34 protein-coding genes are annotated in these 26,885 nt (G+C 39.1%); 18 read left to right on the top strand and 16 right to left on the bottom strand.

Translation table 11 applies throughout. The features are described 5' to 3' along the window. Positions 1 to 195: 195 nt before the first annotated feature. Positions 196 to 1,263, bottom strand: a complete 1,068-nt coding sequence (locus CRO56_RS19890) for an NAD(P)/FAD-dependent oxidoreductase (protein ID WP_097160377.1) — start codon at positions 1,261 to 1,263, stop codon at positions 196 to 198. 351 nt (positions 1,264 to 1,614) lie between these two features. On the opposite strand from CRO56_RS19890, the gene CRO56_RS19885 reads away from it, so the two are divergent. Beyond that, complete coding sequence (locus CRO56_RS19885; protein ID WP_097160376.1) at positions 1,615 to 1,977, top strand: HesB/IscA family protein; 363 nt, start codon at positions 1,615 to 1,617, stop codon at positions 1,975 to 1,977. A 168-nt stretch (positions 1,978 to 2,145) separates the two neighbouring features. Here the strand turns inward: CRO56_RS19885 and CRO56_RS19880 are convergent, their stop codons facing one another. Further along, positions 2,146 to 3,138 carry an NAD(P)/FAD-dependent oxidoreductase gene (locus CRO56_RS19880; protein ID WP_245856023.1) on the bottom strand — a complete coding sequence of 331 codons (993 nt, stop codon included), beginning with the start codon at positions 3,136 to 3,138 and terminating at the stop codon, positions 2,146 to 2,148. 405 nt (positions 3,139 to 3,543) lie between these two features. Between CRO56_RS19880 and CRO56_RS19875 the strand changes: the two genes are divergently transcribed. The 6 genes from CRO56_RS19875 to CRO56_RS19855 all read left to right on the top strand — a co-directional run bounded on the left by CRO56_RS19875 (position 3,544) and on the right by CRO56_RS19855 (position 7,847). Beyond that, complete coding sequence (locus CRO56_RS19875) at positions 3,544 to 4,770, top strand: NAD(P)/FAD-dependent oxidoreductase (RefSeq protein ID WP_179714375.1); 1,227 nt, start codon at positions 3,544 to 3,546, stop codon at positions 4,768 to 4,770. Between the two features lie 100 nt (positions 4,771 to 4,870). Next, the gene (locus CRO56_RS19870) at positions 4,871 to 5,362 is read left to right on the top strand and encodes an NUDIX hydrolase (RefSeq protein ID WP_097160373.1); all 492 of its coding nucleotides are present in this window, start codon (positions 4,871 to 4,873) and stop codon (positions 5,360 to 5,362) included. Between the two features lie 150 nt (positions 5,363 to 5,512). Continuing rightward, positions 5,513 to 5,644, top strand: a complete 132-nt coding sequence (locus CRO56_RS23040) for a YuiA family protein (protein ID WP_179714374.1) — start codon at positions 5,513 to 5,515, stop codon at positions 5,642 to 5,644. 178 nt (positions 5,645 to 5,822) lie between these two features. Continuing rightward, positions 5,823 to 6,140: a YuiB family protein gene (locus tag CRO56_RS19865; RefSeq protein ID WP_425427237.1), complete on the top strand. Its 318-nt coding sequence runs from the start codon at positions 5,823 to 5,825 to the stop codon at positions 6,138 to 6,140. Between the two features lie 215 nt (positions 6,141 to 6,355). Continuing rightward, positions 6,356 to 7,060, top strand: a complete 705-nt coding sequence (locus CRO56_RS19860; protein ID WP_097160371.1) for a 3D domain-containing protein — start codon at positions 6,356 to 6,358, stop codon at positions 7,058 to 7,060. A gap of 226 nt (positions 7,061 to 7,286) precedes the next feature. Continuing rightward, a complete protein-coding gene (locus CRO56_RS19855; RefSeq protein ID WP_097160370.1) occupies positions 7,287 to 7,847 on the top strand; it encodes a hypothetical protein in 561 nt (186 codons plus the stop codon). A 67-nt stretch (positions 7,848 to 7,914) separates the two neighbouring features. On the opposite strand, the gene CRO56_RS19850 is transcribed toward CRO56_RS19855, so the two are convergent. Beyond that, positions 7,915 to 8,370: a divergent PAP2 family protein gene (locus CRO56_RS19850; protein ID WP_097160369.1), complete on the bottom strand. Its 456-nt coding sequence runs from the start codon at positions 8,368 to 8,370 to the stop codon at positions 7,915 to 7,917. Positions 8,371 to 8,620: 250 nt separating this feature from the next. Between CRO56_RS19850 and CRO56_RS19845 the strand changes: the two genes are divergently transcribed. The 3 genes from CRO56_RS19845 to CRO56_RS19835 all read left to right on the top strand — a co-directional run bounded on the left by CRO56_RS19845 (position 8,621) and on the right by CRO56_RS19835 (position 11,963). After that, the gene (locus tag CRO56_RS19845; protein ID WP_097160368.1) at positions 8,621 to 10,120 is read left to right on the top strand and encodes a leucyl aminopeptidase; all 1,500 of its coding nucleotides are present in this window, start codon (positions 8,621 to 8,623) and stop codon (positions 10,118 to 10,120) included. A gap of 181 nt (positions 10,121 to 10,301) precedes the next feature. Next, positions 10,302 to 11,615 (top strand): Na+/H+ antiporter family protein, encoded by a 1,314-nt coding sequence (locus tag CRO56_RS19840; protein WP_097160367.1) that lies wholly within the window; start codon positions 10,302 to 10,304, stop codon positions 11,613 to 11,615. An 84-nt stretch (positions 11,616 to 11,699) separates the two neighbouring features. Further along, on the top strand, positions 11,700 to 11,963 hold the full coding sequence (locus CRO56_RS19835) for a hypothetical protein (RefSeq protein WP_245856021.1): 264 nt from the start codon (positions 11,700 to 11,702) through the stop codon (positions 11,961 to 11,963). 50 nt (positions 11,964 to 12,013) lie between these two features. On the opposite strand, the gene CRO56_RS19830 is transcribed toward CRO56_RS19835, so the two are convergent. Further along, positions 12,014 to 12,400, bottom strand: a complete 387-nt coding sequence (locus CRO56_RS19830) for a YuzC family spore coat inner layer protein (RefSeq protein WP_097160366.1) — start codon at positions 12,398 to 12,400, stop codon at positions 12,014 to 12,016. A 199-nt stretch (positions 12,401 to 12,599) separates the two neighbouring features. Here CRO56_RS19830 and CRO56_RS19825 point away from each other — a divergent pair, with 199 nt between their 5' ends. Then, positions 12,600 to 13,205, top strand: a complete 606-nt coding sequence (locus tag CRO56_RS19825) for a DedA family protein (protein WP_097160365.1) — start codon at positions 12,600 to 12,602, stop codon at positions 13,203 to 13,205. 203 nt (positions 13,206 to 13,408) lie between these two features. Here the strand turns inward: CRO56_RS19825 and CRO56_RS19820 are convergent, their stop codons facing one another. The 8 genes from CRO56_RS19820 to CRO56_RS19785 all read right to left on the bottom strand — a co-directional run bounded on the left by CRO56_RS19820 (position 13,409) and on the right by CRO56_RS19785 (position 19,429). Beyond that, entirely contained in the window at positions 13,409 to 13,591 is a 183-nt protein-coding gene (locus CRO56_RS19820; protein ID WP_097160364.1) for an asparagine synthase, read from the bottom strand. An 83-nt stretch (positions 13,592 to 13,674) separates the two neighbouring features. After that, positions 13,675 to 14,034, bottom strand: a complete 360-nt coding sequence (gene mnhG, locus CRO56_RS19815; RefSeq protein ID WP_097160363.1) for a monovalent cation/H(+) antiporter subunit G — start codon at positions 14,032 to 14,034, stop codon at positions 13,675 to 13,677. Next, positions 14,015 to 14,254 (bottom strand): Na(+)/H(+) antiporter subunit F1, encoded by a 240-nt coding sequence (locus CRO56_RS19810; protein ID WP_425427236.1) that lies wholly within the window; start codon positions 14,252 to 14,254, stop codon positions 14,015 to 14,017. The genes mnhG and CRO56_RS19810 overlap by 20 nt, the downstream gene beginning before the upstream one ends. Before the next feature lie 47 nt (positions 14,255 to 14,301). Next, on the bottom strand, positions 14,302 to 14,778 hold the full coding sequence (locus tag CRO56_RS19805; protein ID WP_097160361.1) for a Na+/H+ antiporter subunit E: 477 nt from the start codon (positions 14,776 to 14,778) through the stop codon (positions 14,302 to 14,304). Between the two features lie 6 nt (positions 14,779 to 14,784). Further along, on the bottom strand, positions 14,785 to 16,269 hold the full coding sequence (locus CRO56_RS19800) for a Na+/H+ antiporter subunit D (protein WP_097160360.1): 1,485 nt from the start codon (positions 16,267 to 16,269) through the stop codon (positions 14,785 to 14,787). Then, positions 16,262 to 16,603, bottom strand: coding sequence for a Na(+)/H(+) antiporter subunit C (locus CRO56_RS19795; protein ID WP_097160359.1), 342 nt, complete (start codon positions 16,601 to 16,603; stop codon positions 16,262 to 16,264). The genes CRO56_RS19800 and CRO56_RS19795 overlap by 8 nt, the downstream gene beginning before the upstream one ends. Then, positions 16,603 to 17,025, bottom strand: a complete 423-nt coding sequence (locus CRO56_RS19790) for a Na(+)/H(+) antiporter subunit B (protein ID WP_097160358.1) — start codon at positions 17,023 to 17,025, stop codon at positions 16,603 to 16,605. The genes CRO56_RS19795 and CRO56_RS19790 overlap by 1 nt, the downstream gene beginning before the upstream one ends. Further along, on the bottom strand, positions 17,012 to 19,429 hold the full coding sequence (locus CRO56_RS19785; protein ID WP_097160357.1) for a Na+/H+ antiporter subunit A: 2,418 nt from the start codon (positions 19,427 to 19,429) through the stop codon (positions 17,012 to 17,014). The genes CRO56_RS19790 and CRO56_RS19785 overlap by 14 nt, the downstream gene beginning before the upstream one ends. Before the next feature lie 254 nt (positions 19,430 to 19,683). On the opposite strand from CRO56_RS19785, the gene CRO56_RS19780 reads away from it, so the two are divergent. Then, the gene (locus CRO56_RS19780; RefSeq protein ID WP_097160356.1) at positions 19,684 to 19,899 is read left to right on the top strand and encodes a hypothetical protein; all 216 of its coding nucleotides are present in this window, start codon (positions 19,684 to 19,686) and stop codon (positions 19,897 to 19,899) included. A 73-nt stretch (positions 19,900 to 19,972) separates the two neighbouring features. On the opposite strand, the gene CRO56_RS19775 is transcribed toward CRO56_RS19780, so the two are convergent. Further along, positions 19,973 to 21,190: an MFS transporter gene (locus tag CRO56_RS19775; RefSeq protein ID WP_245856033.1), complete on the bottom strand. Its 1,218-nt coding sequence runs from the start codon at positions 21,188 to 21,190 to the stop codon at positions 19,973 to 19,975. Between the two features lie 351 nt (positions 21,191 to 21,541). Between CRO56_RS19775 and CRO56_RS19770 the strand changes: the two genes are divergently transcribed. Beyond that, on the top strand, positions 21,542 to 21,760 hold the full coding sequence (locus tag CRO56_RS19770) for a hypothetical protein (RefSeq protein ID WP_097160355.1): 219 nt from the start codon (positions 21,542 to 21,544) through the stop codon (positions 21,758 to 21,760). Between the two features lie 33 nt (positions 21,761 to 21,793). Here the strand turns inward: CRO56_RS19770 and kapB are convergent, their stop codons facing one another. Beyond that, a complete protein-coding gene (gene kapB, locus CRO56_RS19765; protein WP_097160354.1) occupies positions 21,794 to 22,171 on the bottom strand; it encodes a kinase-associated lipoprotein KapB in 378 nt (125 codons plus the stop codon). 231 nt (positions 22,172 to 22,402) lie between these two features. Between kapB and CRO56_RS19760 the strand changes: the two genes are divergently transcribed. The 4 genes from CRO56_RS19760 (at position 22,403) to CRO56_RS19745 (ending at position 24,247) form a co-directional block, all read left to right on the top strand. Then, complete coding sequence (locus CRO56_RS19760; RefSeq protein WP_097160353.1) at positions 22,403 to 23,005, top strand: peptidylprolyl isomerase; 603 nt, start codon at positions 22,403 to 22,405, stop codon at positions 23,003 to 23,005. Positions 23,006 to 23,023: 18 nt separating this feature from the next. Continuing rightward, complete coding sequence (locus CRO56_RS19755) at positions 23,024 to 23,215, top strand: hypothetical protein (RefSeq protein WP_097160352.1); 192 nt, start codon at positions 23,024 to 23,026, stop codon at positions 23,213 to 23,215. Positions 23,216 to 23,294: 79 nt separating this feature from the next. Beyond that, entirely contained in the window at positions 23,295 to 23,855 is a 561-nt protein-coding gene (locus CRO56_RS19750; protein ID WP_097160351.1) for a superoxide dismutase family protein, read from the top strand. A 161-nt stretch (positions 23,856 to 24,016) separates the two neighbouring features. Beyond that, positions 24,017 to 24,247, top strand: coding sequence for a hypothetical protein (locus CRO56_RS19745; RefSeq protein WP_142305229.1), 231 nt, complete (start codon positions 24,017 to 24,019; stop codon positions 24,245 to 24,247). A gap of 42 nt (positions 24,248 to 24,289) precedes the next feature. Here the strand turns inward: CRO56_RS19745 and CRO56_RS19740 are convergent, their stop codons facing one another. Both CRO56_RS19740 and CRO56_RS19735 read right to left on the bottom strand, forming a co-directional pair. Next, a complete protein-coding gene (locus CRO56_RS19740) occupies positions 24,290 to 25,225 on the bottom strand; it encodes a selenium metabolism-associated LysR family transcriptional regulator (RefSeq protein WP_097160349.1) in 936 nt (311 codons plus the stop codon). A 39-nt stretch (positions 25,226 to 25,264) separates the two neighbouring features. Further along, a complete protein-coding gene (locus tag CRO56_RS19735) occupies positions 25,265 to 26,317 on the bottom strand; it encodes a YeiH family protein (protein WP_097160348.1) in 1,053 nt (350 codons plus the stop codon). 240 nt (positions 26,318 to 26,557) lie between these two features. Here CRO56_RS19735 and CRO56_RS19730 point away from each other — a divergent pair, with 240 nt between their 5' ends. Further along, positions 26,558 to 26,884 carry a UxaA family hydrolase gene (locus tag CRO56_RS19730; RefSeq protein ID WP_097160347.1) on the top strand — a complete coding sequence of 109 codons (327 nt, stop codon included), beginning with the start codon at positions 26,558 to 26,560 and terminating at the stop codon, positions 26,882 to 26,884. Position 26,885 lies beyond the last annotated feature (1 nt).

The following is a 26,885-nucleotide window of genomic DNA, read 5'->3' as shown; positions in this document are numbered from 1 at the left end:
GGAAAAAAGTCATTGAAAGAGCTTCTAAAGGACAAAAATTATGCGGAAAGAAGATAAATGTCTTTGATCCAGCATCTAAAGGACATAACTTGACCCGAAAGAAAATAAAAAGTCCTTAATAACACCCCCCGGCTAGTAACCCCATAAAACAAAACAGGACTAAACCAAAACGGTTTAATCCTGTTTTAATTGCAATTATCCATTATGATATTTATACATCCAGAGAACCCCAGATTTTAATAATCGCGCGACTCTTCCTGTAATTGCACGATCGGCGACTAAGCCGAAACCATGTTTTTTACCGAGTGAACCCAGTACACCTTTCAGTTTAATGCGCGGTAATGATTCTGGCAGAGGTTCCCCTTTCCAGCGCTTTAGAAGGACCAGTACAATTTGTTCTGCTTGTCCTTCTGCCAACTGAGCACTTGGTGCATGCGGGAGGCTTGCACAGTCTCCTAACACATAAACATGTTCGTTGCCTGGAAGATTGTGATGTGGTGTAATGACTACACGGCCTTGGGAATCCTTCTCGACTTCCATTTGCTGAACAACCTGATTAGGCTGAATTCCAGCTGTCCAAACAATGGCATCACATTTGACAGGTTCATCATGATTATATAATATGTTAGGCTCTACTTTTGTAATATTCGCTTTGTTGATGATTTCTACACCATGCGTTTCAAACCAGTTTTGTACATATAAACTTAAGCGTTTCGGAAAAGCAGAGAGAATTATTTCTCCCCTGTCGAATAATTGAATACGGAGGTCTGGACGACTTTCTCTTAGCTCACTGGCTAATTCAACTCCGCTTAGACCAGCTCCAACAATTCCTACAACCGAATTAGCTGATAAGTTATTTAATGTTTCGTAGGTTTTTCTGGCGCTTTCAATGGATTGGATACTAAAAGTATATTGGTCTGCGCCTGGTACATTGTGATATTTGTCTACACAGCCAAGGCCAACAATGAGATCATCATAGTGAATGGGATCTTGATTGAGAAGTTCTATTTTGTTTTCTTCAAGATTAATGTTTTTTACTTCACCATAACGGAGATCTAAACGCGGATGCTCCGGAAATGGAACACGGATGTGATGATCAGAGATGGTGCCAGCAGCAAGAGCATAGTACTCTGTCTTGAGGCAATGATATGGGTTACGGTCAATTAAAGTTATGTGGACATCTTCGGGCAGCTGGTTAGGAAGAAGGCGCTGAATCACTCTCATGCCACCGTAACCGCCTCCAAGTATAACGAGTTGCTTCATTAGTAATTTCCCCTTTTGAGCTCACCTAGAAGTACGGCGTTTTACTTTCTAATTATTATTTAAAATATTTATTATGTTATCGGTTACCATAGTAAAGTATATCGAATATCAAAAGAAACGACAATAGGAATCGGTAATTCTTACGATTAGCTTGGCAGGATGAAGCTTTTTTAATCATTACCCTCTGCCCGCTAATCAAAGATATCAAACAAAAAACATCGAGTAAGCCAATTTTTGCACAAATCAAGATAGTTGTCGTCAGTCTCCAAGAGACGCTATACTTATAAAAAAGGAAACTATTCAAAAAGCTAATAGTTGCATACTATATAATCATAAGGGAGGGTTATTTTAATGGATGCGATTGTAACGATTACCGAATCTGCTGCCTTTCAAATAAAAGATATGATGAAAGAGTACGGAGAAGAAAATGCTTTTCTTCGCGTTGCTGTTAAAGGCGGGGGATGCAGCGGTCTTTCATATGGAATGGGATTGGATGCAGAAGTCCATGAAAATGACGTACAATTCGAACAGTACGGGATTAATGTCGTCGTTGATAAAGAGAGTGTCGGAATCCTGAAGGGGACTACCATTGATTTTAAACAATCGTTAATGGGTGGCGGATTTACAATTGATAACCCGAATGCCATTGCTTCCTGTGGATGCGGCTCCTCTTTTAGAACAGCTAAAAACGCGGGGACACCAGAAAACTGCTAATGGTATAAAAATGATCATATAAAAAGGCTGTTTACCTCTCTGAGGAAACAGCCTTTTGTTGTAAGGCAAGAAAATATAAACTTTGAACTTTCACAACTGTCTAGCTTAAATGCGCCCAGCTCCTGCGTCCAGTCCATACATCGCTAAACGGGGTGCTTACGTTTTCTATTAATCATTAAACAATGATGTACTGTGTAATGGCTGTACTCTTGATTTTGGATCAATAAAGGATTTAGCATTATTGACCGCTGTTGGCCCTTCTCCAAAACCAGTGGCAATTAATTTCACTTTTCCTTCATACGTGCAAATATCACCAGCTGCATAAATACCAGGAATATTCGTCTCCATTTTGGAGTTTACGACGATTGAATTCTTTTGGATTTCTAAACCCCAGTCTTTAATTGGTCCAAGAGACGATACAAAGCCAAAGTTAACAATAACTGCATCTACATCAATTACTTTTTTCTCTTCGCCGTTTGCGCCTTCTAAAACGACTTGTTTCACTTCATCATTGTCTCCAATTAATTCAACTGGAACATAAGGTGTCATGATTTCAACAGAGCTATTTTTTAAATTCTCAACACTATGTTCATGAGCTCTAAATTTATCCCGTCTGTGAACAATCGTAACCCTCTCAGCTATCGGTTCGAGCATAAGAGACCAGTCAACGGCAGAGTCTCCACCGCCAAATACTACCACTCTTTTTCCAGCAAAGGATTGGAGATTATCTATAAAATAGTGAAGATTTTTTCCTTCATACTTTGATGTATTCTCCAATTCCAGTCTGCGAGGCTGGAATGCTCCTACACCTGCTGTAATAATAATGCTTTTTGAAAAATGTTCTTCACGATCTGTAGTCAGTTTAAAAGTGCCATCCTCTAATTTCTCAATTCTTTCAACTGTTTGTTCCAAACTGGTTGTAACATCAAAACGAGAGAGCTGCACCTTTAAGTTATTTACAAGTTCCTGAGCGCGAATCTTTGGGAAGCCAGCCACATCATATATGTATTTTTCAGGATATAACGTAGCTAATTGTCCGCCTAATTGCGGTAAGCTTTCAATAATGTTTACCGATGCCTGTCTCATTCCGCCATAAAATGCAGTAAACAAGCCGGTCGGTCCACCGCCAATAACCGTTATATCATAAACTGTACGTTCCATTGTATATCCCCCTAACATAAGTCCCATCGCAAATTTACTCCTCTATCATATCATAGATTGGCACGTTATTAATACCAACATGCCCAAACCTTTTTCTTAATATTCTAAATTAAAGGTTGATGCTTGAAAAGACTGTGAAAAAATCATATGATGGTAACGGAGATATTGTTAAGATTTTATGACAATTATTGATAAATTTTTTACAGTTGGTCGTTCGTCTTATCACAAGCGCCAATCATTTTTTTGTGAAGTATGAGACTGTGGGATTAAACTAAGGTGTTTAGGGGTTCTATTTCATCCGCCATTTTTTTGCACTCATAAGTGAAATTCATCACAAACGAATAATTAAGATATGGGAACATGAAATGACCCTTTTTATGAAAAAATATATCAAAAAAGGTGGAAGTGATACTGTTGAAAAAGCCTAATATTGTTATTCTAGGGGCTGGATACGGTGGACTCATGGTAGCCACTCGTCTTCAAAAGCAACTAGGAGTAAATGAAGCAGAGATTTTTTTAGTAAACAAAAATGATTACCATTATGAAACTACATGGCTACATGAAGCATCTGCTGGAACTCTACATCATGATAAAGTCCGCTATGACGTTGCAAGCGTTATTGACAAAAATAAAGTAACATTTATTCAAGACACGGTGCAAAAAATCAGCACAGCTGATAAAAAAGTTGTCCTTGAAGGACAGGAATTATCATACGATTATCTAGTTGTTGCCCTGGGTGCTGAGCCAGAAACATTTGGAATCAAAGGTCTGCATGAATACGCTTTCATGATTTCTAATGTCAACTCTGCCAGACAGCTTAGAGAACATATTGAGTACCAATTTGCTACTTACAACAACGAAGCAGAAAAAGACGACACCCGCCTTAGAATTGTAGTTGGGGGAGCTGGATTTACCGGAATAGAATTCTTAGGTGAATTAGCAAACCGTGTGCCTGATCTTTGTAAAGAATACGATATCGATTACCATAAAGTAAAAATTATTTGTGTAGAGGCTGCACCAACTGCTTTACCTGGATTTGATCCTGAGCTAGTTGATTACGCGGTTTCTCATCTTGAAAGAAAAGGTGTTGAATTCAAGATCGGAACAGCGATTAAAGAATGTACACCTGATGGCTTTATCGTTGCGAAAGGTGAAAATGATGTTGAAGAAATTAAAGCGAAAACAGTTGTTTGGGCTGCTGGTGTAAGAGGAAATTCTATTGTTGAGGAATCTGGCTTTGAAGCAATGAGAGGCCGTGTAAAAGTTGAAAAAACACTTTCGGCTCCTGGACATAATGACGTATTTATCATTGGTGACTGTGCACTTATGATCAATGAAGAAATTAATCGTCCATATCCTCCAACTGCACAAATTTCTATGCAGCAAGGTGAACTATGTGCTAATAATCTTGTGACTCTTGTTCGCGGAAAAGGAAATCTTCAAGAGTTTAAATTTGATGATAAAGGTACTGTTTGTTCACTTGGTCATGATGATGGAGTGGGTGTTGTATTCGGCAAGAAGATTACAGGTTCTAAAGCTGCTTTTATGAAAAAGGTCGTTGATAACCGTGCTCTGTTCATGATTGGCGGACCTGGACTTGTACTGAAAAAAGGAAAATTTAATTTCTTTTAATAGTTAGAAACGCTAGGGTTGCTGCCATTGCAGCAGCCTTTTTTTATATGATCGATAACTGTTAAAATATGCTTATAGATTGGATGAGGGGGAGTAACAGATGAATGAGAACAGTGCCAAACGGGGAAACGTGTGGTTAGGTGTATCAGCTGTTGTCGTTGATGAGACTGGCAGATTTCTTGTTGTGAAAAAAGCATATAGCGGTCTAAAGGGTGTCTGGTCCTTTCCGGCTGGTTTTGTAAAAGAATCCGAAACAGCTGATCAGGCAGCGGTTAGAGAAGTGTTAGAAGAAACGGGTATTCATGCTGAAGTGATAGGATGCTTAGGAGTAAGAACGGGGGTCATTGAAAATCGGATTAGCGACAATATGATTATATTTCGTTTAAAGCCGGTTGCAGGCTCCATTCAGGTGCAGGAGAAAGAAATTATGGAAGCTCGCTTTATGTGTCCGGATGAAATGATCAACGATCCGGATGCATCTTTGTTAGTCAAGTATTTTTGCAAAAAATCGAATGGAGTTATTTTAAAAGGGAAATATGAAGAAAATCCAGGAGAGCACTTTGGTTACACTGCTTATCATTTGTTTTTGTAATCTTCAGAAAAATTAAGAAACAATTAGCAAAATGAAGAAAACTATTATTGAATGCGTTTACATAAGGAAATGTGCCTGTTTCTACGCCTTTTCCAATAAAAAAAATCCTGATATAGTAGCATCACAAAACCTTAAAAAGGAGTGTACCTTATGCTAATCAACAGCCAGACTGGTAAAGAATGTGATTACTGTTCAGGAAAAGGATATTTTCAATTATTACTCGGCGGTTCTGAAACCTGCCCTTGCTGCAGCGGTACCGGCAAGAAAAAAGAGGCTTCTTAGTATACGAACATCTTCAAATTATGATTACCGATTTTTCCGTTGTTACGGAATTTTTTTTGTTTATATATAGTTAAAAATTGTCCACAAATGTTCAATCTTATTCATTGACTGTCTTTGCTTCTTTCATTACACTAAAACTTGTTAACGTGAAAGAGGTGTTTGTCTGCATATGGAACAAATGAGTATTCCGGCAGTCATAATTTCAGTTGTATTATTTTTTATTCTTTTTTTCGGAATCGGTTTTTTATTAAATATGATTTTAAGAATGTCATGGATCATGGCGATTATTTTTCCGATCGTAGCGCTTATGATTATTGATGATATTCGCTTTGTAGATTACTTTTTATCTCCTGGCGGAAGCTTTACTAATTTGTGGGAGAATATAGTCTCTTTACACCTGGTTGATATCGTTATTTTAGTGAGCGGATTTGCCGGGGCCATCACAGCAGGTATCGTCATTATTGCTTTAAGAAAACGCGGATATCGAATGTTTTAAAAAAACGGTGGATCCACCGTTTTTTTATTTATAATTTTTTAATCTGGCAACGCAGTGTTATTAGGTTTCGTACTTGTATTTTAGCGGTTTTAAAGGCTTTTAACCTATGTTTATATTGAAACAGAATTTTCAAATTTTTAAATAAATTTAACTCTCCTTGTATATTTTCCCTCTAAATCGGAAAGGAATATGTCCAGGGAGGAGTGAAAATCTAGATGGTAAACTATAAAAAATTATGGATGGCTGTGTTAGTAGTTTTAGCTTTATGGACGACTTTTCAATTTGTCTCTGGTGCAAAGGCAAGTGCGTATGTATCCCCTTGGGTATCCCAGTTTGATTTGGAACGTTCCAATACAGAAAAAATTTACGAAAATCATAGATACCGAGCATCAGGTCTTACCTTAAAGGCCTTAAACAGAACAGCGGGTTCTGAGCTTTTGATTTCATCTGCCAAGCCTGTGGTTTCCGAACCGCCTACATTAGAAGAAGCGATTGATTGGTCGCAGTACCCTAAGAGAACGGTTGTAGCAACTGGATATACAGCAGGTGTAGAATCGACAGGTAAAAGCCCGGGTCATCCCTCTTATGGAATTACATATTCGGGCGTTAAGGTAAAACGGGACTTATACTCAACGGTAGCCGCAGATTTAAGGGTATTCCCAATTGGGACTATTTTGTTTATCCCTGGTTATGGCTATGGTGTTGTCGCAGATAAAGGTTCTGCGATCAAAGGGGACCGATTAGATTTGTTTTACGAGACAGTAGATGACGTCTATGATCAATGGGGTAAAAAAACTGTGGAAGTGTATGTTGTAGAAATGGGTGACGGAACCCTTACTGAAAAGGATCTCCAAGCTTTAAATGAAAATGAAGCGATGCAAGTGTTTCGACATCAATATACAAAAGCGAATAGAAATTAGTTTGAAAAGAGATGAACTGACTTCCTGTGAAAAACAGGAGGTTATTTTTTTAAAAAAAAGTGAGGGTTTTAGCAATTTTTTTCGTTTATTAGAGAAAATGGAAAATAAAAATTTTTAAAAATGAAAACAAATGAAGAAATTTATCGTATACTTAGAGAGCATTCCATTTAATACCCAGATTAAGAAATAATCGGTTTTTTAATATAAATCTTTAAAGAGGTATAGTATGAAAGAAATTTATATTTTATTTACAGATCCTGAAACATGGATTGCTAAATCTATCCGTCTCTTTACAAAAGCTAAATATAATCATGTTTCGATCGTTTTATCGAATGATTTTAGAGAAATGTATAGCTTTGGCCGCAAAAAAATAAATAACCCGCTATCAGGGGGGTTTGTTCAGGAACATCCCAAACAGGGGATATTCGCTAAAAAGTCAGACATTCGCTGTCTGTTATGCTCCTTAACTGTAACGGATGATCAATGGGAGATCATTAATCAATATTTAGTCGAGATGAAGGAAAACTCGGATAAGTTTAAGTATAATTATTTCGGGATTCTTGGGATAGTTCTTAATATATCAATTGAACACGGTCAGCGATATTTCTGTTCCCAGTTTATTGCCTTTATTTTAGAACAGGCCGGCATTTATCAATTCGGAAAACCGCATGCCCTTATAGCTCCGCACGAGATTCAAACTCTACCCATTCTTAATCCCATTTTTGAAGGTAATTTGCATGAGTATTATGAAATACTCGATAAACCTATTATCCTATCAGGTTATTAATGCACTTATTTGTTTATTATCAACCATGAAAAAAGCGCTACTCCTATTTGTAGCGCTTTTTTCATATTTAAAACAAGATATGAAGAAAAAGAGTTAAGATGATTCCAGTTAATGCTCCAAAGAATACTTCAATTGGTTTGTGACCTAAGACTTCCTTAAGCTCCTTTAGAGGTTTGGCATGTTTAGGTTCACGAACGATTCTTTGAAAGTCCTTCATAAGCTGATTAATGGCAATTGCCTGTTCACCGGTTTGTCTCCGAACCCCGGAAGAATCGTACATGACAATAATTGCAAAGACGGCAGAAACAGCAAAGAGAGTAGAGCCCATTCCTTCTTCAAGGGCTACTCCAGTAGTCAGAGCTGTGACTGCGGCAGAGTGGCTGCTTGGCATGCCGCCTGTACTATTAAAAAGAGACCAGTCCCATTTTTGTGTTGTGATAAATGCGATGGGGATTTTGACAAATTGGGCAAAAATGATTGCTAAAATCGCAGCAATTAAAGGGAAATTTTGAAATAATACCATGTTGTGTCCACCTTTTCCAATAAAAACTAAGGTTTTATTACACAATTAAGTTTACTGACTGTTCTGTTTTTTGTGAGGGCGAGGATTTCATGCTTGGACATTCATGCAGAGTATATGGGTAGAGTAAACTTTATTGAGAACTAGTATACCATAAAATCAATACCTGTTTATATTTTATGGGCATTTGTCGATATTTAGCTAGTCGAAATATTTGCTGGTGACAGTTATAATAAGGGGTGGAGGTGAAGAGATGTTTTTAGTGTACAATCAATTTAATTTGGAAGAGCCATTTGATGCGTTTGTTTTAGGGATTTGGGATCAGCCGGTACGATGGAGCGGCTTATTAGGTGAAATTAATGAGAGAATGAATCACCAGCTTGAAGCCATTTTTAAAGCAGGAGAGATTTCAAAAAAAGAAAGATCAATTGGATCTATTTTTACACTAGGCAATGACGGAACGAGAAAAATCATTACCGTAGGACTAGGGAAAAAAGGATCTGCTTCGATTGAGAGTGTCAAGGAATCTCTAGGAAAGGCATTTAAACACTTAAATGGGAAAGCCGAAACGATTTGTGTTGATTTATCAAGTTTTTTAAATGATTCACTTTCATCCGAAGAGGTAGCATTTGCTCTTGGGGAAGCCTTAGCCTTATCAACGTATTCCTACAGCGGGTATAAGCAAAAATCAAATGAACCTGATAAAGAGATTGAGAAAGTAACGATTATAGCTGCAGATAAGGGAGATGAGTTAACTCCTGTGCTGGAGACAGGATATATTTATGGCAGAGCTACTAACTCAGCCCGGACTCTTGTAAACACACCAGCAAATATGCTGACTGCTGCCGATCTGGCTGAGCACGCCCGAAGATTAGCGGATACATATGGATTTGAAGCAGAAATTTTAGAAAAAGAGGATATGGAAAAGCTCGGAATGGGTGCTCTGCTTGCGGTAAACCAAGGGTCAAATCAACCGCCTAAATTAATTGTCCTGAAGTACCAGGGCAAAGCTGAATGGAAAGATGTAATCGGCTTAGTTGGAAAAGGGGTTACCTTTGATACGGGCGGCTATTCCCTCAAAACGAGAGACGGTATTGTTGGGATGAAGACCGATATGGCTGGAGCGGCAGCTGTCTTAGGAGCGATGGAAATCATCGGTGAAACTCGTCCTGAGCAAAATGTTGTAGCTGTGATTCCAGCGACAGATAATATGGTTAGCGGGCATAGTTTTAAACCAGATGATGTCATTACTTCATTACATGGCAAAACCATTGAGGTGTCGAATACGGATGCAGAAGGGCGGCTAGTCTTAGCTGATGCTATTACTTATGCCAAGCATCACGGAGCCGAGTATCTCGTTGATGTGGCAACATTAACGGGAGGAGTTATTGTAGCATTAGGCACTCATACAACTGGCGCCATGACCAATCATGAGTCATGGTTTGAACAAGTGCTGGAAGCGTCCCACGCAGCGGGAGAACCGATTTGGAGACTTCCAATAACCGATAAAGATGTAAAACGAATCCGGAGTAGTAAAGTAGCGGATTTGAACAATTCACCCGGCCGGGAAGGTCATGCGATTATGGGTGGTACTTTCTTGTTGGAATTCGCCGAGGATACGCCTTGGGTCCATTTAGACATAGCCGGAACCGCAACAAGCAAAAGTTCCTATGAATTAGGCCCATCAGGAGCAACCGGTGTAATGGTTCGTACATTAGCAACTTTAGTGGACGGTTTTACGCCAATTAAATAGTGTCAAGTAAGGAAGAGATAGGCTCTCACGGTTTGTGGGGTCTATTTTTTTGCTTTACACCAGAGGAAAATCATTCCGTTGACACATCAATCGATTCTATGATACTCTCGTACGGTATTTTAATTCTCTACCAATTTAACAAACTAAAGCAAATTATTTAAATCTACAGGGAGTTTTTCAAATGAATGCAGTTGTTATTTCAGTTATGATCATGCTCTTATTGAGCTTATTTCGGATACATGTAGTGATTGCCCTTGCTGCCGGAGCCATTGTTGGCGGGCTATTGGGAGGGTTATCTTTACAAGAAACGGTACAGACCTTTACTGAGGGACTTGGAGATAGTGCAAGTGTCGCATTAAGCTATGCCTTATTGGGTGCATTCGCATTTGTGATCGGCAAAACCGGCTTACCTGATCTTTTAATTCAATCAGTTATTAAACTATCATCCAAAAAAGGCGGGGATCAAAGTAAGAAAAAATTAAAAGCGTTAATCATTATTCTTGTATTGATTATGGCGTGTTTTTCTCAAAATGTCATACCGGTTCATATTGCCTTTATTCCGATTTTAATCCCGCCTTTGCTTAAGCTGTTTAATGAATTAAAAATTGACCGCAGACTAATTGCGAATGTTTTGACGTTCGGCTTGATCGCACCTTATATTTTACTGCCGGTTGGTTTCGGTCAAATTTATCAGGGAATTATTGTGGAAAATATGGCGATAAGCGGATTAACGGTTGATCCATCAGACGTACCATTAGCTATGGTCATTCCCGTATTAGGTCTAGCAGCAGGATTAATTTTGGCCGTCTTTGTTACTTATCGAAAACCAAAAATCTACGAGGATGTTCAAGAGTTCACGCAAGAAGACGTTACGGTTAATAAACGTGACATTGGTTTTTCGATTCTTGCTGTTATTATCGCTTTAGCCATTCAAATTTACTTAGATTCTATGATTTTTGGAGCATTAGCCGGAATCGTAACCTTATATGTGTCGCGGACAGTAAAAGGGAAACAGGGGGATGAATGGCTGACTGAAGGAATGAAGATGATGGCCTTTATCGGTTTTGTCATGCTTTCAGCTTACGGATTTGCCAATGTAATGAGGGCGACAGGCGAGGTAGAGACATTAGTTGCTGATGCAGCCCGCTATATTGGTAATCAGCAATGGTTAGGCGCTCTTGTCATGCTGCTGGTGGGCTTACTTGTAACTATGGGGATTGGTTCTTCGTTTTCAACTGTACCGATTATTGCTACAATATTTGTTCCGCTCTGTATAGAGCTCGGATTCAGTCCGATGGCAACGATTGCCCTGATCGGAACAGCCGGAGCATTAGGCGATGCCGGTTCTCCCGTTTCTGATAGTACGCTTGGTCCTACATCAGGGCTTAATGCGGACGGTCAGCATAATCACATTTGGGATACAGTCGTTCCAACCTTTATTCACTATAACCTCCCGTTAATCGTGTTTGGCTTTATTGCGGCCATGATTTTATAGGGGGGAAGGTTGCCCATACAAAACAAGTCCTCTTTGCATATACAACTAGTATAGGCTTTAGTATTGTAAAGAGGAGGTATTCCTATGTTTCCTTATAGAAGACTTGGACTTGGACCTAGACTTGGACTTGGACCAAAACTTGGACCTGGACTTGGACTTGGATACTCGCCATTCTTTTTTGGAGGACCATTTATTGGCGGATTAATTGGAGGACTATTCGGCGGACTAATTGGTAGTGCAATTCTAAGACCCAAACCTTATCCTTACTATCCGTATTATCCAACGCCATACCAGGCGTATCCGCAATATCCGCAATATCCGCCAAATCCGCCAAATCCTTATGTCTAGATAGTTAAAAGCAGCTCAAGTTTTTGAGCTGCTTTGCTATGTCTAAGGTGTTACCCCCAACGTAAAACGATCATAATCCTAGAGAAATCTCCAGCTTCTGTCTTTCCTAAAAAGGTTAATCGCAGTCCATCCGGATTAATATTTATTTCCGGATCTGATTTAACGCCTGCCTCTCTTAGCAATTGTCTGACCCTCGCTTGATCGGATCTTTGGGCCGCATCCATTAACCTTTTTGAAAAAGGGCCAGGCTCTTCAATTTTGTCTAATAGATTCACAATTTCAGTGAGAAGCGGTTTGGAAATTTTGGCCGATTCTACAAACAAGGTGGTATCCACTTCTGGAAATTGTCTAGGCAACTGATAATGGTTTTGAAATCCGTATTGGATAGGAAAATTCGGATACCGGAAAGGGGGAAGACGCCTTCGGGGGCGATACATATCAGTTCCTCCACTTCTTTCTTATTTTATAAATGGGTTTCGCTTCCATCTTATGCAAAGAACTTGACCAATTTACCCATAGACAAATAGCATTCAATTTTTAAAGCAGACAAGTCTTCTTAATATTTGTTTTCGCATCTTTTTTGATATGATAAAAAAGAAAAATCCCATTATGGGAGATTGATAGGCAGGGGTCAGCTTGGATTTAGAATCATTGCAATCGATTTTAGACCAATTTAATTATTTTGGGTTATTTCTATGGTTATGGCTAGGGGTATTTGGTGCACCCATTCCGAATGAAATAATTGTTATGACAATTGGATTCGCCAGTTCCACGGACCTGTTAATAAGCCCATATGCTTTTATCGCTGTATATTTAGGGATTGTCGGCGCATTAACTACCTGTTACCTTTTAGGGAGATTACTGGGGAAACCGCTATTAAAATGGATAAAACAAAAGAAAAGGTTAAATCAATCACTTGAAAAAGCCATTCGATTTATGAATAAACACCATACTTTTTCACTTCCGCTCAGTTATTTTCTGCCAGGGTTTCGAAATTTTGTGCCCTTTTTATATGGAATCAGTAAGCTGTCTTATAAGAAATTTGCGCTTCTTTCCTATTCAGCTGCGCTTGTATGGGTTACAGGCGTCTTTTTCCTGGGGTATTGGTTTGGAGAAGAAATCGATACGATTCAGCTGGTGATCGAGGAAATCATTATAGTCGCTGGAGCAATTCTCATTCTTTTAACGGTATTTTTGGTTTGGAAGAGGAAAAAACGGGAAGTGAAAGCACCGTCTAAATAAAAAATGGGACCTCTAGATAAAAGAGATCCGTATACTATCGATATTAGTTCTGTTGGAGAGATCAATTCTCCAGTTGATCCATTTCTTTATGCTTCCAGGAGGATATTCAAAGTCACATTCTGAAATCACCGAGAAGCTTTTCAAGCTGAATAAATGACGTATGCCCAAACACACGTCATTTTTCTCGTTGCTATGCAGCTATTCTACCGATAATGCCGATGCTCAAATAAATCGATAACACCTAAAACAATATGTCCGAGACCAAATCCCAAAATTGTATTGGAAACCGTTCGATCCAGTCTTCTGTTTTGCATTAATATGATTCCTAAAACAGTAACGATAAAACCTAAGATAGTAGGGATTAATCCTTCCCGAATCCGATACATCTGGCTTTCCTCCCTTACAACATTACTGCCCATAGTATGAACAAAATGGGCAGCTGTCAATCGAGGGGGTTCCTTCCATAGCATTACATTTCTTCTGCTGAGGATTTATGCTCCTTAATATCATCATGCTTGGACTTTTCCCAAAGCTTAACACCAGAATGGTAAGCTGCTCTTGCAATTAAATGGCCAGAGACAGGGGATGTAACAAAAATAAAGAAAACCGCGATCAGCAGGCGACTGTTAAAATGATGGTCAATCAGCCAAAAATAAAGAAATGTACCTATCAATATAAGCATAATACCTAAAGTTGTACTTTTAGAAATAGCGTGGTTCCGCGTATAGATGTCAGGCAAACGAATGACACCAAACGTCGCGACAAGTGAGAGAAAGGCGCCTAATCCAATGAGAACTGCAACGATCACTTCAATGATTGTTTCGATCACGTTCGATAATGACTCCTTTCTCTAAAAATTTTGCAAAGGCAACGGTACCAATGTATGCTAGGATTCCGAGTAATAAAATAACCTCTAAAAAGGCGCTCGTTCTTAACAGGATGGAAAGAATGGCAACAATCGCAATCAAATTAATGCCGATTCCATCCAGGGCAATGACACGGTCTGGAGTAGAAGGACCTTTGATTACCCGGAAAATTAAACCGATCATGGATAGGGCAATGGCAGCGAGGGAGGCGAAAAGAACTGTCTCCAGCATTATCGGCTCACCTCCATAATCGCTTTTTCAAAGGTATTTTTGATTCCTTTAATCTCTTCCTCTTTTTCCCCAATATTAAGGGCATGAACAAAAATCGTCTTTTGATCGTCGGAAACTTTGACAACAAGTGTTCCGGGCGTTAACGTTATTAAATTGGAAAGAACGACAATCTCCCAGTCCTTTTTTAAATCTGTTGGAAGTGCAAAAATTCCCGGTTCGATATCAAGCTGTGGTTTAATAACTAACTTTAATACTGAAATATTAGACAGCACAAGCTCCTTTAAGAAGAGGAGAATCAGCTTTATAATTGCCCAAACCCGGCCTACATAAAATCTTGTATGGAAGTATCGTCTAAATGCAAACATAATGATGAGACCTAGAATATAGCCAATTAAAAAGGTGGATGTGTCGTAGGAATTTTGCAAAAACATCCAAAGAAATGCGAGAAATACGTTTAATAAAAGTTGAAATGACATACAATTCTACTCCTTTAAAACAGCATCCACATATACAGATGGATTAATTAAGCTTTCTGCTGCTTTAGAAATAAAAGGCTCTGTAACATCTGCCCCAAAACCATAAAGAACGGCAATTGTGACTAGCACTATACACGGGATAAGAAGGAACTTTACAGGAGCCTTTTCTTCATGATCCCATGCCTTTGGGGTTCCCCAAAATCCATTGATAAAAATCTTCATTACGGAAAAGAGAACGAATAAACTAGAAAAAATGACGACTAGACTTCCAACTAGTTCTCCTTCTTCAAATCCGCCTTGAACAATCAGAATTTTTCCGATAAATCCGCTTAAAGGCGGAATTCCTGCTAATGAAAGGGCTGTTATAAAAAAGGTCCATGCCAGAAGCGGATACTTATGAATTAAGCCGCTAATGTTTCGCAGATTACTTGTGCCAGTAATCGTAATCATCACTCCGACAAGGAGAAAGAGAGCTGCTTTTATGATCATATCATGGAGCAGATAAAAGATAGAGCCGGTTAGCCCGGATTCGGACATGGTGGAGACACCAAACAAAATGACGCCGATGGCTACCATGATGTTGTAGATTATAATTTTTTTTAGATCTGAATAAGCAATAGCTCCGATAACTCCAATTGTAATGGTGAGAAGGGCTAATAAGCCAAGTAAGCTGTGGGTATAGATTTGATCATGATTGAAGATCAGGGTGTAAGTTCTCATAATTGAATATACCCCAACTTTTGTCAAAAGCGCCCCGAACATGGCCAATACTGGGATTGGAGGTGCATAATAGGAACCCGGCAGCCAGAAAAACAGCGGGAAAATAGCTCCTTTCAAGCCAAACACTATTAAAAACAAGACTGCGATTACCGTTAAAATTCCTGTTTGTTCCGTTGGTATCTCAGCAATCCGAGCGGAAAGGTGAGCCATATTGAGTGTTCCAACCACAGAGTACAAATAAGCTACTGCAATGACGAACAAAGCAGAAGACAAAACATTCACTAATAAGTACTTCAATGATTCCCTTAATTGTATTTTGGTTCCTCCCAAAACAATTAAAACGTAAGAGGACATTAACATGACTTCAAAGAAGACGAAAAGATTAAAAATATCCCCTGTCGTAAAGGCTCCGTTTACGCCCAATAAAAGAAATTGCATGACAGAATAGTAGTAGTATTTTTCTCTTGGTTCCCCAATGGAACGGAATGAATAGAGCAGACACAATAATGTGATTAAACTGGAAGCTGTTACGAGCAATGCAGATAACATATCTGACACTAGCGTAATCCCAAAAGGCGCTTCCCAGTTACTTAAATTTAGAGACTGAATCCCTGTGGTATAGTTCACATAAATCAGGGAACCAGCTGTAATGGAAGTCAGGGCAGTAGAGATGATTGAAATCGTTCGCTGCCAATATATATTTTTAAAAAAGATTAACAGTATGGCTGTTAATAACGGGATTAACAGCGGATATATTAGTAGATTAGTCATGACCTTCGTTACCTCTCAAGCGCTCCATATTATCTGTTCCAAGCTCTTGATACGATCTATAGGCTAATACTAAGAAAAACGCAGTAACGCCAAAGCTAATAACAATCGCTGTTAAAATAAGAGCTTGAGGGAGCGGATCTGTATATTGTTCTGCGTGTTCCCCAAGTAACGGGGCAGCACCCGTTTTTAAACCACCCATTGTTAAAATCAGTAGGTGAGCTCCATGACTAAGCAGTCCCGTTCCAATAATAATTCTAAGGAGACTTTTTGAAAGCATTAAATAAACTGCACTCATAAACAAAAATCCAATTACAATGGACATCAATATTTCCATTATTCGCTCACCCCAATCGTTTGAATAATGGTTAATGTGACACCTACGACAACAAGATACACACCGGTATCAAAGAACACAGCGGTATGAAGGCCGGTTTCTCCCAAGATCGGCAGCCAGATTTCCCAGTAGCCATGGGTCAGGAAGGGAAGATCAAAAAGAAGAGCCCCAGTACTTGTGGCTGCAGCAATAAATAAGCCGGCAGCGGCTACTAATTTATAGTCGAGCGGGAGCATCTCTGCAACTGTCTTGATATCGTAGGTAAGCAATAACAATACGATTGCACCAGAAGTCATTAATCCCCCAATAAATCCCCCGCCGGGCGTGTAATGTCCGGCGAAAAATATATAGATGGAAAATAACACGATGATAAAAACAATCACCTTGGTTGTGACCTGCAAAATCACATCATTGTTTTTCATTCTGCTCCCCCTTTCCGCTTAGCCGCAGCTTGATCATGCCATAAATCCCTAAAGAAGCGATCCCAAGAACACAGATTTCAAAAAGGGTATCAAAGCCTCTAAAGTCAACGAGGATCACGTTAACCATGTTTTTACCATGGGCTAATTCATACGTATTTTCCACATAGTACTCCGAAATAGGTTTAAACAGCTTTGTACTATGAGCGGACATAGCAATAAGCGTAACGGTTACGCCTACTCCGAGTGAAATAAGAGCATTATTTAATTTGAACCTTACTCTCTCTTCTCGTTTTAGTTTTGGCAGGTGATAGAAGCATACCAAGAAGAGGGCAACTGATACTGTTTCAATAACAAGCTGTGTCAGGGCCAAATCTGGAGCCCTGAATACAACGAAGAACAAGGAAACCGTATATCCGACAGCTCCTAATGCAATGATCGACGTTAATCGCGATTTGGCAGCGAGAATTGTAATAGATCCAGCCACCAAAACGAGAGCAAGAATAACTTCATAAACCCTGATTGGTGATGTTTTTTCCATACTTAAAGCAAATGCATCCTTATAGCCTATCGTCCATAACAAGATTGCCACGAAAAAAATAAGCATGTAAGCAAGGTAGGAACGAATGGAACCAGTCATATAGGACTTCGTAAAATTATAAGCACCTAATTGTGAAAGCTCAACTCCTCTGTCATAGAAATAGTTCCATGTCACTTGCTTTGGCAAACGATTATAAATTCCATCCCATTTTCGCAGGGATCGGTACAATAACGTTCCAACCACAATCACTCCGATTGTCATGTAAAGTTCAAAGGATTTTAGGCCATGCCAGTGATAAATATGGATGTCAAATTTTTCACCGTCTCCAAGTAAATCAGGTAAAATACTAGCCATTGCCGGCTCAATAATATTAGTTGAGACCAGGTCTGGGAAGAAACCGAAAATGACAACCAGTGAAGCCAAAATCACTGGCGGAATTAGCATGCCGAGCGGAGCTTCATGCGGCTTCTTTTCCAATTTTTCAGGATCCAGTTTTCCAGTAAAGGTCTTAAAGAACAGTATCATACTGTAAATAAAGGTGAAAATACTGGCAACCCAAGCTAGTATAGGGAATAAAAGGCCCCATGTTTCTAGATTGAAAATACCCATCTCTGTAATTCTTAGCATCGAAGTAAAAAACATTTCTTTACTTAAAAATCCGTTAAACGGAGGGATACCTGCCATTGAAAAGGCACCTAAAAACGCAATAGTAGCCGTAATTGGCATCACCGTCATTAGCCCTCCGAGTCTTCTAATATCTCTTGTACCGGTTTCATGGTCGACGATACCGACAACCATAAATAAGCTCCCTTTGAAGGTTGCATGGTTCACCAAATGAAAAACAGCAGCTGCGGTGGCAACGGTATAAATATTTTCATCTAAGAAATCAAAATGAACGGATGCAGCACCTGCACCGAGCATGGACATAATCATTCCTAATTGACTGACGGTAGAAAAGGCAAGAATTCCTTTCAAATCTGTTTGCTTGACAGCATTAAAGGATCCCCAGAATAACGTAATGATTCCAACAATGGTAACAATCCAAAACCATTCGCCTGTAATTCCAAATAGGGGAGTAAAACGGGCCACTAGATAGATTCCAGCCTTAACCATGGTTGCTGAGTGTAGATAAGCACTGACAGGAGTAGGGGCTTCCATTGCATCTGGGAGCCAAATATGGAATGGAAATTGAGCTGACTTAGTAAAGGCGCCAAGCAAAATTAATATCATGGTTGGCAGTAACAGCTCGTGTGACACAATGAAATCGGACTGTGCAATGATTTCACGAATACTGAACGTTCCCGTCATCACATACAAGAGAATAATTGCACCCAGAAGTGATAATCCGCCAAATACAGTAATAAGCATGGATTTTTGGGCACCATAGCGTGACTTTTCCCGTTCATTCCAGTAACCAATCAATAAGAATGAAGAAAAACTTGTCAGTTCCCAAAAAGCGTAAAGGACGATTAAATTATCTGACAAAACAACACCTAGCATCGCACCCATAAAAAGGAGTAAATAGACATAGAACGTATTCAGGTGTTCCTTATACTTGTCCAGGTAGTAAATTGAATAAAGCACGACTAAAGCGCCGATCCCTGAAATTAATAAGGCAAATAAAAGTCCAAGGCCATCTATGTATATATCAAATGAAATGTCTAAAAACGAAATCCATTCTACGCTGGATGTTACAGCTTGTCCGTTCTTTATATCTCCAAGAAAAGAAAAAAAGTAAGTGAAGAGAATAACGGGAAGCGGAAGTACAAACCAGCCTAAATGGAGAAATTTTGAAATTTTATAAATGACCGGTACGAAAATAGCCAACAGAAGTGGTGAAAGGATGGCTATATGTAAAAGAGACACCTATGAACCCCCCTTAGCTAATATGATATGTATTTTTCAATATGTCCCAAAGAAAAGAAACGATTCTTACCGCCTTTTAAGCCACCCTCATTATACATGAAGAGAGGCTTGAATGCATGTCCAAAGCCCTGTTTGTGAAAAAATATTCAAATTTTTTAAAGAAAAAAATAATTACTTCCTATTTAATAAGGTTCTTAATAATTTTGTTTGTATAAAAATGAAATTACATGTGAAAACTATAAATGGTGATTAACATGCTGAAAAAAATAATGGTATGTGCTTTCCTTTTTTCTGGTCTTTTTATAACGGCATGGGCTGCCAATGAGCAGCAAAGAAGAGAGTATATGGAATGGGACGAGGTCTATGATATTGACTTAATCCCAATCAGTACTGAGACAAATTTGCATGAAAAAAAGAAGGTATATAAATATAAGCCGCGCGAATATGTACGGATTTCAACAGCATCCTAGAGAATAAGGAAAAAGAAGGAGCGACCTATAAAGTCGCTCCCTCTTTTTTTGTTCTGTCGTTGAGTTATTATCATTAATGGTGTACAACAGAATGATGTTCGTCTTCTTTTTCTTTTCGAAGGCTCCAGAATAATAAGATAAAGGCAAACAAGAGCAACAGACTAGTGATAAAGAAAACAGGAGCAATTCCTAAGAATCCGGAGACAATTCCGCCAAGAGCAGGACCAATTACATTCCCTAAGAAACGACAGCTTGTGTTATAGCCAAGTACCTCTCCTTGCATATTGAGTGGCACTACACGGCGAATATATGCGGTTACACAAGGGATAATTCCGCCAATGGCCATACCATACAAGAATCTGCATAGAACGAGGTGCCATAATTCCGTAGCTAGCCCTTGTGGGATAAAGAGTAAGGAAGCACAAAAGAGTAAAATAAGCAGTACCTTTTCATAACCAATTTTATCTCCAAGCATTCCCCATTGTCTGGTAGCTAATAAATTCCCAAATCCAGTTGCTGAAAATGCCATTCCAGCAAGAAACGCAAGGTTTTCCGCATGTGTTAATTCACTGACATAAAGAGCAAGCAATGGCTGAATTGTAAAATTGGCAACCTGCACAATAAGAGAAATGGCCATGATTGTTGTAAGGACACGATTATGGAAAATAAAAGAGAGTACATCTTTTGCTGAATGAATGGATTCTTTCTTTTCTTTAACGGTTTTAGGAATTTCTTTAATTCCGATCGCCACGAAAATGGTGGCAATAGCAATAGAAATTGATGTAATAATAAATGTGTATTCGAATCCAACAGCATCAGCCATCATACCGCCAATAAGCGGACCGAGTAATCCCCCGGAGACTGTCCCCATTTGCAGAGTCCCTAATATTTTACCTGCACGGGCACGGGGTGTCTGAGAACTGATTAATGCCATTGATGTTGGGATGAACCCGGTAACAGCGCCCATTGCAAATCGAAGGATAAACAGTCCCATCACCGATTCCATAAATCCCATTAAAAAGACACTTATTGCAATCCCTGATCCAGTAATTAATAAAATCGGTTTATATCCAAACTTGTCACCAATTCTTCCCCAAAGCGGAGAAAAAAGAAAAGCAGTAATAAATGTTACGCCGAAAACAAAACCTGCCCATCTTTGTACGTATTCATCACTGAATTCCCCGAATGTCTCAATATATAGCGAAAGAAAAGGCATAATCATCGTCATACTCGCAGACACTAAGAAGTTGGCTGACCACATGATGATGAGGTTTCGCTTTTCCGTAGAAATGATAAACACCTTCTTTAAATTATTTCGGTTGTCAAAATAAATTATAAAACAATACGGAAGGTTTGGAAAGATGTTCGCCTTACGAAAGTTTCGGTTTATTAAATATTTTTATGTGAAGATAATGGCTATATGTTTATCAGTGGGTCGTTGGAAACGAAATTTTTAGGCTGAAATGCCAGGAGATATTGGGGGATTGGGCGCACAGGGGGAGATTTGTCAGGAGAAATTAGGGGATTGTGCGCACAATGGGAGATTTGGGCGCAAACGAAGAAAATTGGGCGTATTTTCTGTTTTTATGGGCGGCGATTGCTATAATGGGGCGGTTTCGTCTAATTTATGGGCGGTGCTAGAATGTATTGGGCGTTTTATCTAATTATTGGGCTCTCAAGACGATATATGGGCGGCGATTGGAATTTGGAAGAGGGAACACGGGCTTTTGAGCGAGTAGATTCGATTTGGAGCGGAGACCAGGTTTTTGTACCGGTTTCAGCTCAACTTGGAGCGAGAAGCCTTATCCTATCAAGGATCTTCTTTCTCTATTCCAACTGCTCTGGAATTATAAATGGCTAAATAACTACTTTTCATCATCTCCTGCCGCCCCGATTATTTAAAATATTCTCTTTTCAAATTCTCTAAACATGACAGACTTTTTTGCGAAAAGGGGGTATCTTCCTTTTCTAAGCTTTCGATTAAGGCAGAGAGTGCCTGGGCTAGCGATTCTTTGTAGTCAGGAATCGATTCGTTAAAAGGTTTAACCATGGGCTTCGGAACATTTGCCTGTTCACGGTAAGCCAAGGCCTTGCGTTCATGGAAAAAAGGCACTTCCGCTTCTTTTGGATGGTGCAAATCACCTTGCATAGGGTGCTTTTTAACAGCTAGCACTTTTATTGTATAATGATTTTCAAGTTCTCTTGTGATTTCTCCATAATAATGACCTGTTTTATATATAGCTGTAACTGAATCACCAATCTTTAGTTCCATATGACTCACCTTTCTTGTACTTTAATAAAGGAAAAAATTTTAGCGAAGATGTAATTTCGGCGCAGTGAACATTTTTGGTATAAAGTATAAGTGCAACTCGGCAATCGCCTGCGCTGAAGCTTGGCGCTAGCCGAGTTTATTTACCATTTTCTACAATTGTACCATGAAAGATGCATCTCTATTAGATTTCATGTATGATAATATCGAAATTACATACAAAAGGAGAATATAATGACCAACTCAAACGTATTACCTCAGATTGATCATTCACATGAAGTTATTATTCGTTTAGACATGAATACATCAAAAGGTACGATTTCGCTTGTGCTTTTCCCGGAGCATGCCCCAAAGGCAGTAGAGAACTTTGTGACGCACAGTGAGAATGGGTATTATAATGGGCTTACGTTCCACCGGGTAATTAAAGGTTTTATGATTCAAGGCGGAGACCCAATGGGAACAGGAATGGGCGGAGAAAGTATTTACGGACATCCGTTTGAGGATGAATTTTCGCTTCAATTGTTTCACTTCAGAGGCGCACTTTCGATGGCTAACTCTGGACCTAACACAAATGGAAGTCAATTCTTCATTGTTCATTCTGATGAATTAAACCCGCAATTTAAATCACAGCTTGAACAAGCTGGCTTTCCTCAAGGAGCCATTGATGAGTATATCGAACAAGGCGGTACTCCTTGGCTCGATCACCGACATACCGTGTTTGGTCAAGTAATAGACGGATTTGATGTGCTTGATGCAATTGCCAATGTACAAGTTGGTCCAAATGATAAACCAGTTGAACCTGTTACGATTATATCTATTACGGTTCACAAGGGATAAGAAAGAAGGCTCAGGATTATGATGAACTGGTCAATTTTAGCAATGTTTCTTTATTTTCCTGACGATAAATCTGAATATATTCCTGCGGCCATTATGACGGCGATCTTTACGATCGGTGCTTTTATTGCTTTACGATTTTTCATGAAACATTCAAAAAAGGAAGAAGAAAAACTAAATCAATTTGAATCGAAAAGTGAGCAAAAGGACTAACGGCCTATTTGGAGTTTGGTTTATTGAGGGGCATTTTTGGTGATGATAGCTAACAGACAACGTTAGCGGAGGCGATCTTATGAAAAAATTAATCGTCATCATCACCGTCTTTTTTTTAGCAGGGTGTGTGACTAACCCAAAACCGAAAAAAATTGATGTAGATATGATTAACCCAGACGGAGATTCACTCGGGACCATTAAGCTAGAAGAAAAAGCGGATAGCGTCACGGTAAAGGTAGACCTGGAAGGATTACCGCCTGGAACCCATGCGATTCATATTCACGAGGTCGGAAAGTGTGAACCGCCTGAATTTTTATCAGCGGGGGATCACTTTAATCCGGAAGATAAAAAACATGGACTCTTAAATCCTGAAGGCGCACATGCTGGTGACCTTCCTAATCTGGTTGTAAAAGAAGATGGTTCTGTAAAGGTGGATTTGGTTGCCCCAAATGTTACACTAACCACAGAAAAAACGTCTCTTTTAACAAAAGAAGGAACCAGCATTGTTATTCATGAGAATCCAGATGATGGGATGAGTCAGCCAGCCGGTGAAGCTGGTGCTAGAATTGCCTGCGGTGAAATTTCTGCTGAAAAAAAACCGGGACAAACCGGTGCTCAGGATGATAAAGGAGAATTATAAGATAGGGTCTGACCCCTTTAGAACAAATCCTCTCAGAATTTGAGTGGATTTTTTCGTTTGACTAAGAATCTTTTAGAAGAGGCTATAACGAAAGGTGTCTAAACGAATGGATCTTTTTTTAATCCGTCATGGGGAGTCAGACCTTCAATTTCGGAATCGAGTTGAGCATTTTTTATTACGAATTAATCGATTGTGATCAAGAATGTGATTCGCTTGCACTTGTCGCGTATGGCGGAACGCTCTCTCAATTTTTAAAAATTTTTTATGGGATTCCTCCTGTCTCGCCTTATGCCATTCTGACTGGAGATATAGGGGTTCACCATATTCAAATCACAAAAAATATGAAAAAAACATTTTTTTTAAACCGCCAGGATCATCTGGAAGGACTTTAAATAAATGCTATTCTAACAAAAAATCCCGCAATACGCGGGATTTTACTTTTCTGAAACTTCACTAAAGACAAGTGATTTCTCAGCCCCATACTTCTGAACAAAGTCGATAAAGGATTCACTCGGTAATGAAATGGTATTTTCATCATAAACCGTATAGAAAAAACGGGTTAATTTAATCCCCTCGATTGTTACAGCCTTTAAAGTATGTAATTGCAATTCCTTTCTAATCGCCGCTTTCGATATGATCGACACACCTAAACCAGATTCGACAGCGGATTTAATTGCTCCAGTATTCTCGAGCTCTAATATGATATTTAGCTGTGAAGGATCTAGTCCATTTTTTCGTAAATGCTCCTCCACCACTTGCCTCGTACCTGACCCCTTTTCCCGTAAAATAATAGGAAGCGAGAATAGATCATTTGGTGCAATTTTATCATTTTCCCCAATAAGAATATGGGAGTATGTAGATGAAGTGATTATGACAAGCTCATCTTCCAAAAATGGTTTTTGACAAAAGTCGGGATAGGAAATCATCGATTCAATAAAACCAATATTAATTTCGCCATTTTTCAGTTTGTCAATAATTTGTTCGGAATTTAAAATCTTGAGTTTGATCTCGACTTGGGGGAATTCTTTTACATATTGGCCCAGCACATAAGGAAGCACGTGTTCCCCAATTGTCTTACTAGCCCCTACATTGAGCTCTCCATGAATCGATTCATTGAGCCATTGCATTTCTTTTTCAGTTTGGTTGACTAATTTAATGATTTTGCTCGCATTTTGATAAAGTAACTCTCCAGCTGTGGTGAGTTCAATTTTTTTTGTAGTACGGTTGAATAACTTACATTGAAAATAGTCTTCTAGCTGGCGAATTTGCAAGCTGACTGAAGGCTGTGACAAATGAAGCATTTTGGCAGTTTCTGAAAAATTTCGTTTATTGGCTGCCGTGTAAAATACTTTCAGGTGCTCTAGATTCAATCTTTATCACCCTCACATTCCTGGCATAAGTATCCTCGTTTACAAAAGCAATAAAAGGAATGGCCCAATTCCGGCTAATGCTAAAAAGCCTAATACTCCTACAATGACCGGTCTTACCCCGACCTGCTTAAAATCTTTAAAGTTAATACTCAAGCCTAGGCCAGCCATAGCCATTGCCAATAAATAGACACTCACTTCAATCAAAAATTGTGTGACGCCATTTGGAATCAGATGAAACGTTGTAACCACACTCATAGCTAAAAATCCAAAGATAAACCATGGAATTGGTAAATCTTTTAATCCTTTTTTAGGATTCTGGCTTCCACTCGTTTTAGAAAACATAAATCCTAATATGAGCGTCACGGGAACTAATAAGGCCACTCGCCCAAGTTTGGTCAGAATCGCATTGTCCATTCCTGCTGCTCCTAAAGGAACGGCTGCTGCAATGACATGAGCCAGTTCATGCAAGGTTGCTCCTACTAATACCCCATATGTTTTAGAATCCAAATCTAAAACAGGAAAGAGGATTATATACACGATAGCCCCAATCGTCCCCAATATGGCAATACATGCAACCGCAAGTGCCGTATATTCTTTTTTGCTTTTAAGGACCGAGGAAACAGCGACAATAGCCGCTGCCCCACAAACTGCAGTACCAACAGCAATCAAAGCAGATAAGTGCTGATCAATATTAAAAGCCTTGCCTAAATAGATCATAATGACCAGTGTAAAAGCAACCACGATGACATCAATTATAATAACGGAAACTCCCGCTGCTGCAATCTCGGTTAGATTCAGTCGTAATCCCATTAGAATAATACCGAGTCTTAATAAGTACTTGCTGCTAAAACCAATGCCAATACTTGCATTTGCTTGCGCCCCCATTAAGCTGCTCCATGTCATCCCCAGCAGAACAGAAATAATCATGATCCCTGCTATTGAGAAAAAGGGCAATGCTGCCATTTGGTCCGCTATAAGTGTAAGAACAAACGTTAAAACAACCCCTCGTATTAACCCATGTATATACCGTTTTCTCTTTTCTGTTAAGAAAGGGGTCGGCTGTTCGGGTTGCCTAACTTTAACATCTTCCATCATGAATCCCCCTCGTTTGGTTAAGTCCTACTTAATAAAATAGCACAAGACGAGGGGAAAAAATTATTGAGTTATTTAATAGTATCTATTAAGAATTCAAATATGTCAAAATTTTTAGAATCTATTGCACAATTATAATGGCTGTGATTAAATGGCGTTGGATAGACATTGGTTGGTCCAAATGACCACTATGCCACCAACCAAAATATAAGATTTACCAATAAATAGGGAGGGACTTTAATGGCAAGAGAGGTACATGTTATCGATCCGAAGGACAATACGGGTACAGTCATTAGCCGAACCATGACAGAAGGAAGAGAAATTACCGTTGAAATTAACGGGCAAGAAAAGGCAATTAAAGTTTTGAAGGATATTCCATATGGGCATAAAATTGCAATTCGCCCTGTAAAGAAAGGAGAAACCATCTATAAATATGGCCTCAGTATTGGAACAGCTACGGAGGATATCATGGTGGGGGACCATGTGCATATTCACAACATTGAAAGCAACAGGGGCCGCGGAGATTTATATAAAAAGGACCAAGAAACAGTAGGGGAGCGTGTATAAG

This window comes from Bacillus oleivorans, assembly GCF_900207585.1.
Classification (GTDB): Bacteria; Bacillota; Bacilli; order Bacillales; family JC228; genus Bacillus_BF; species Bacillus_BF oleivorans.
This window is presented reverse-complemented; position numbering and strand designations above follow the sequence as displayed.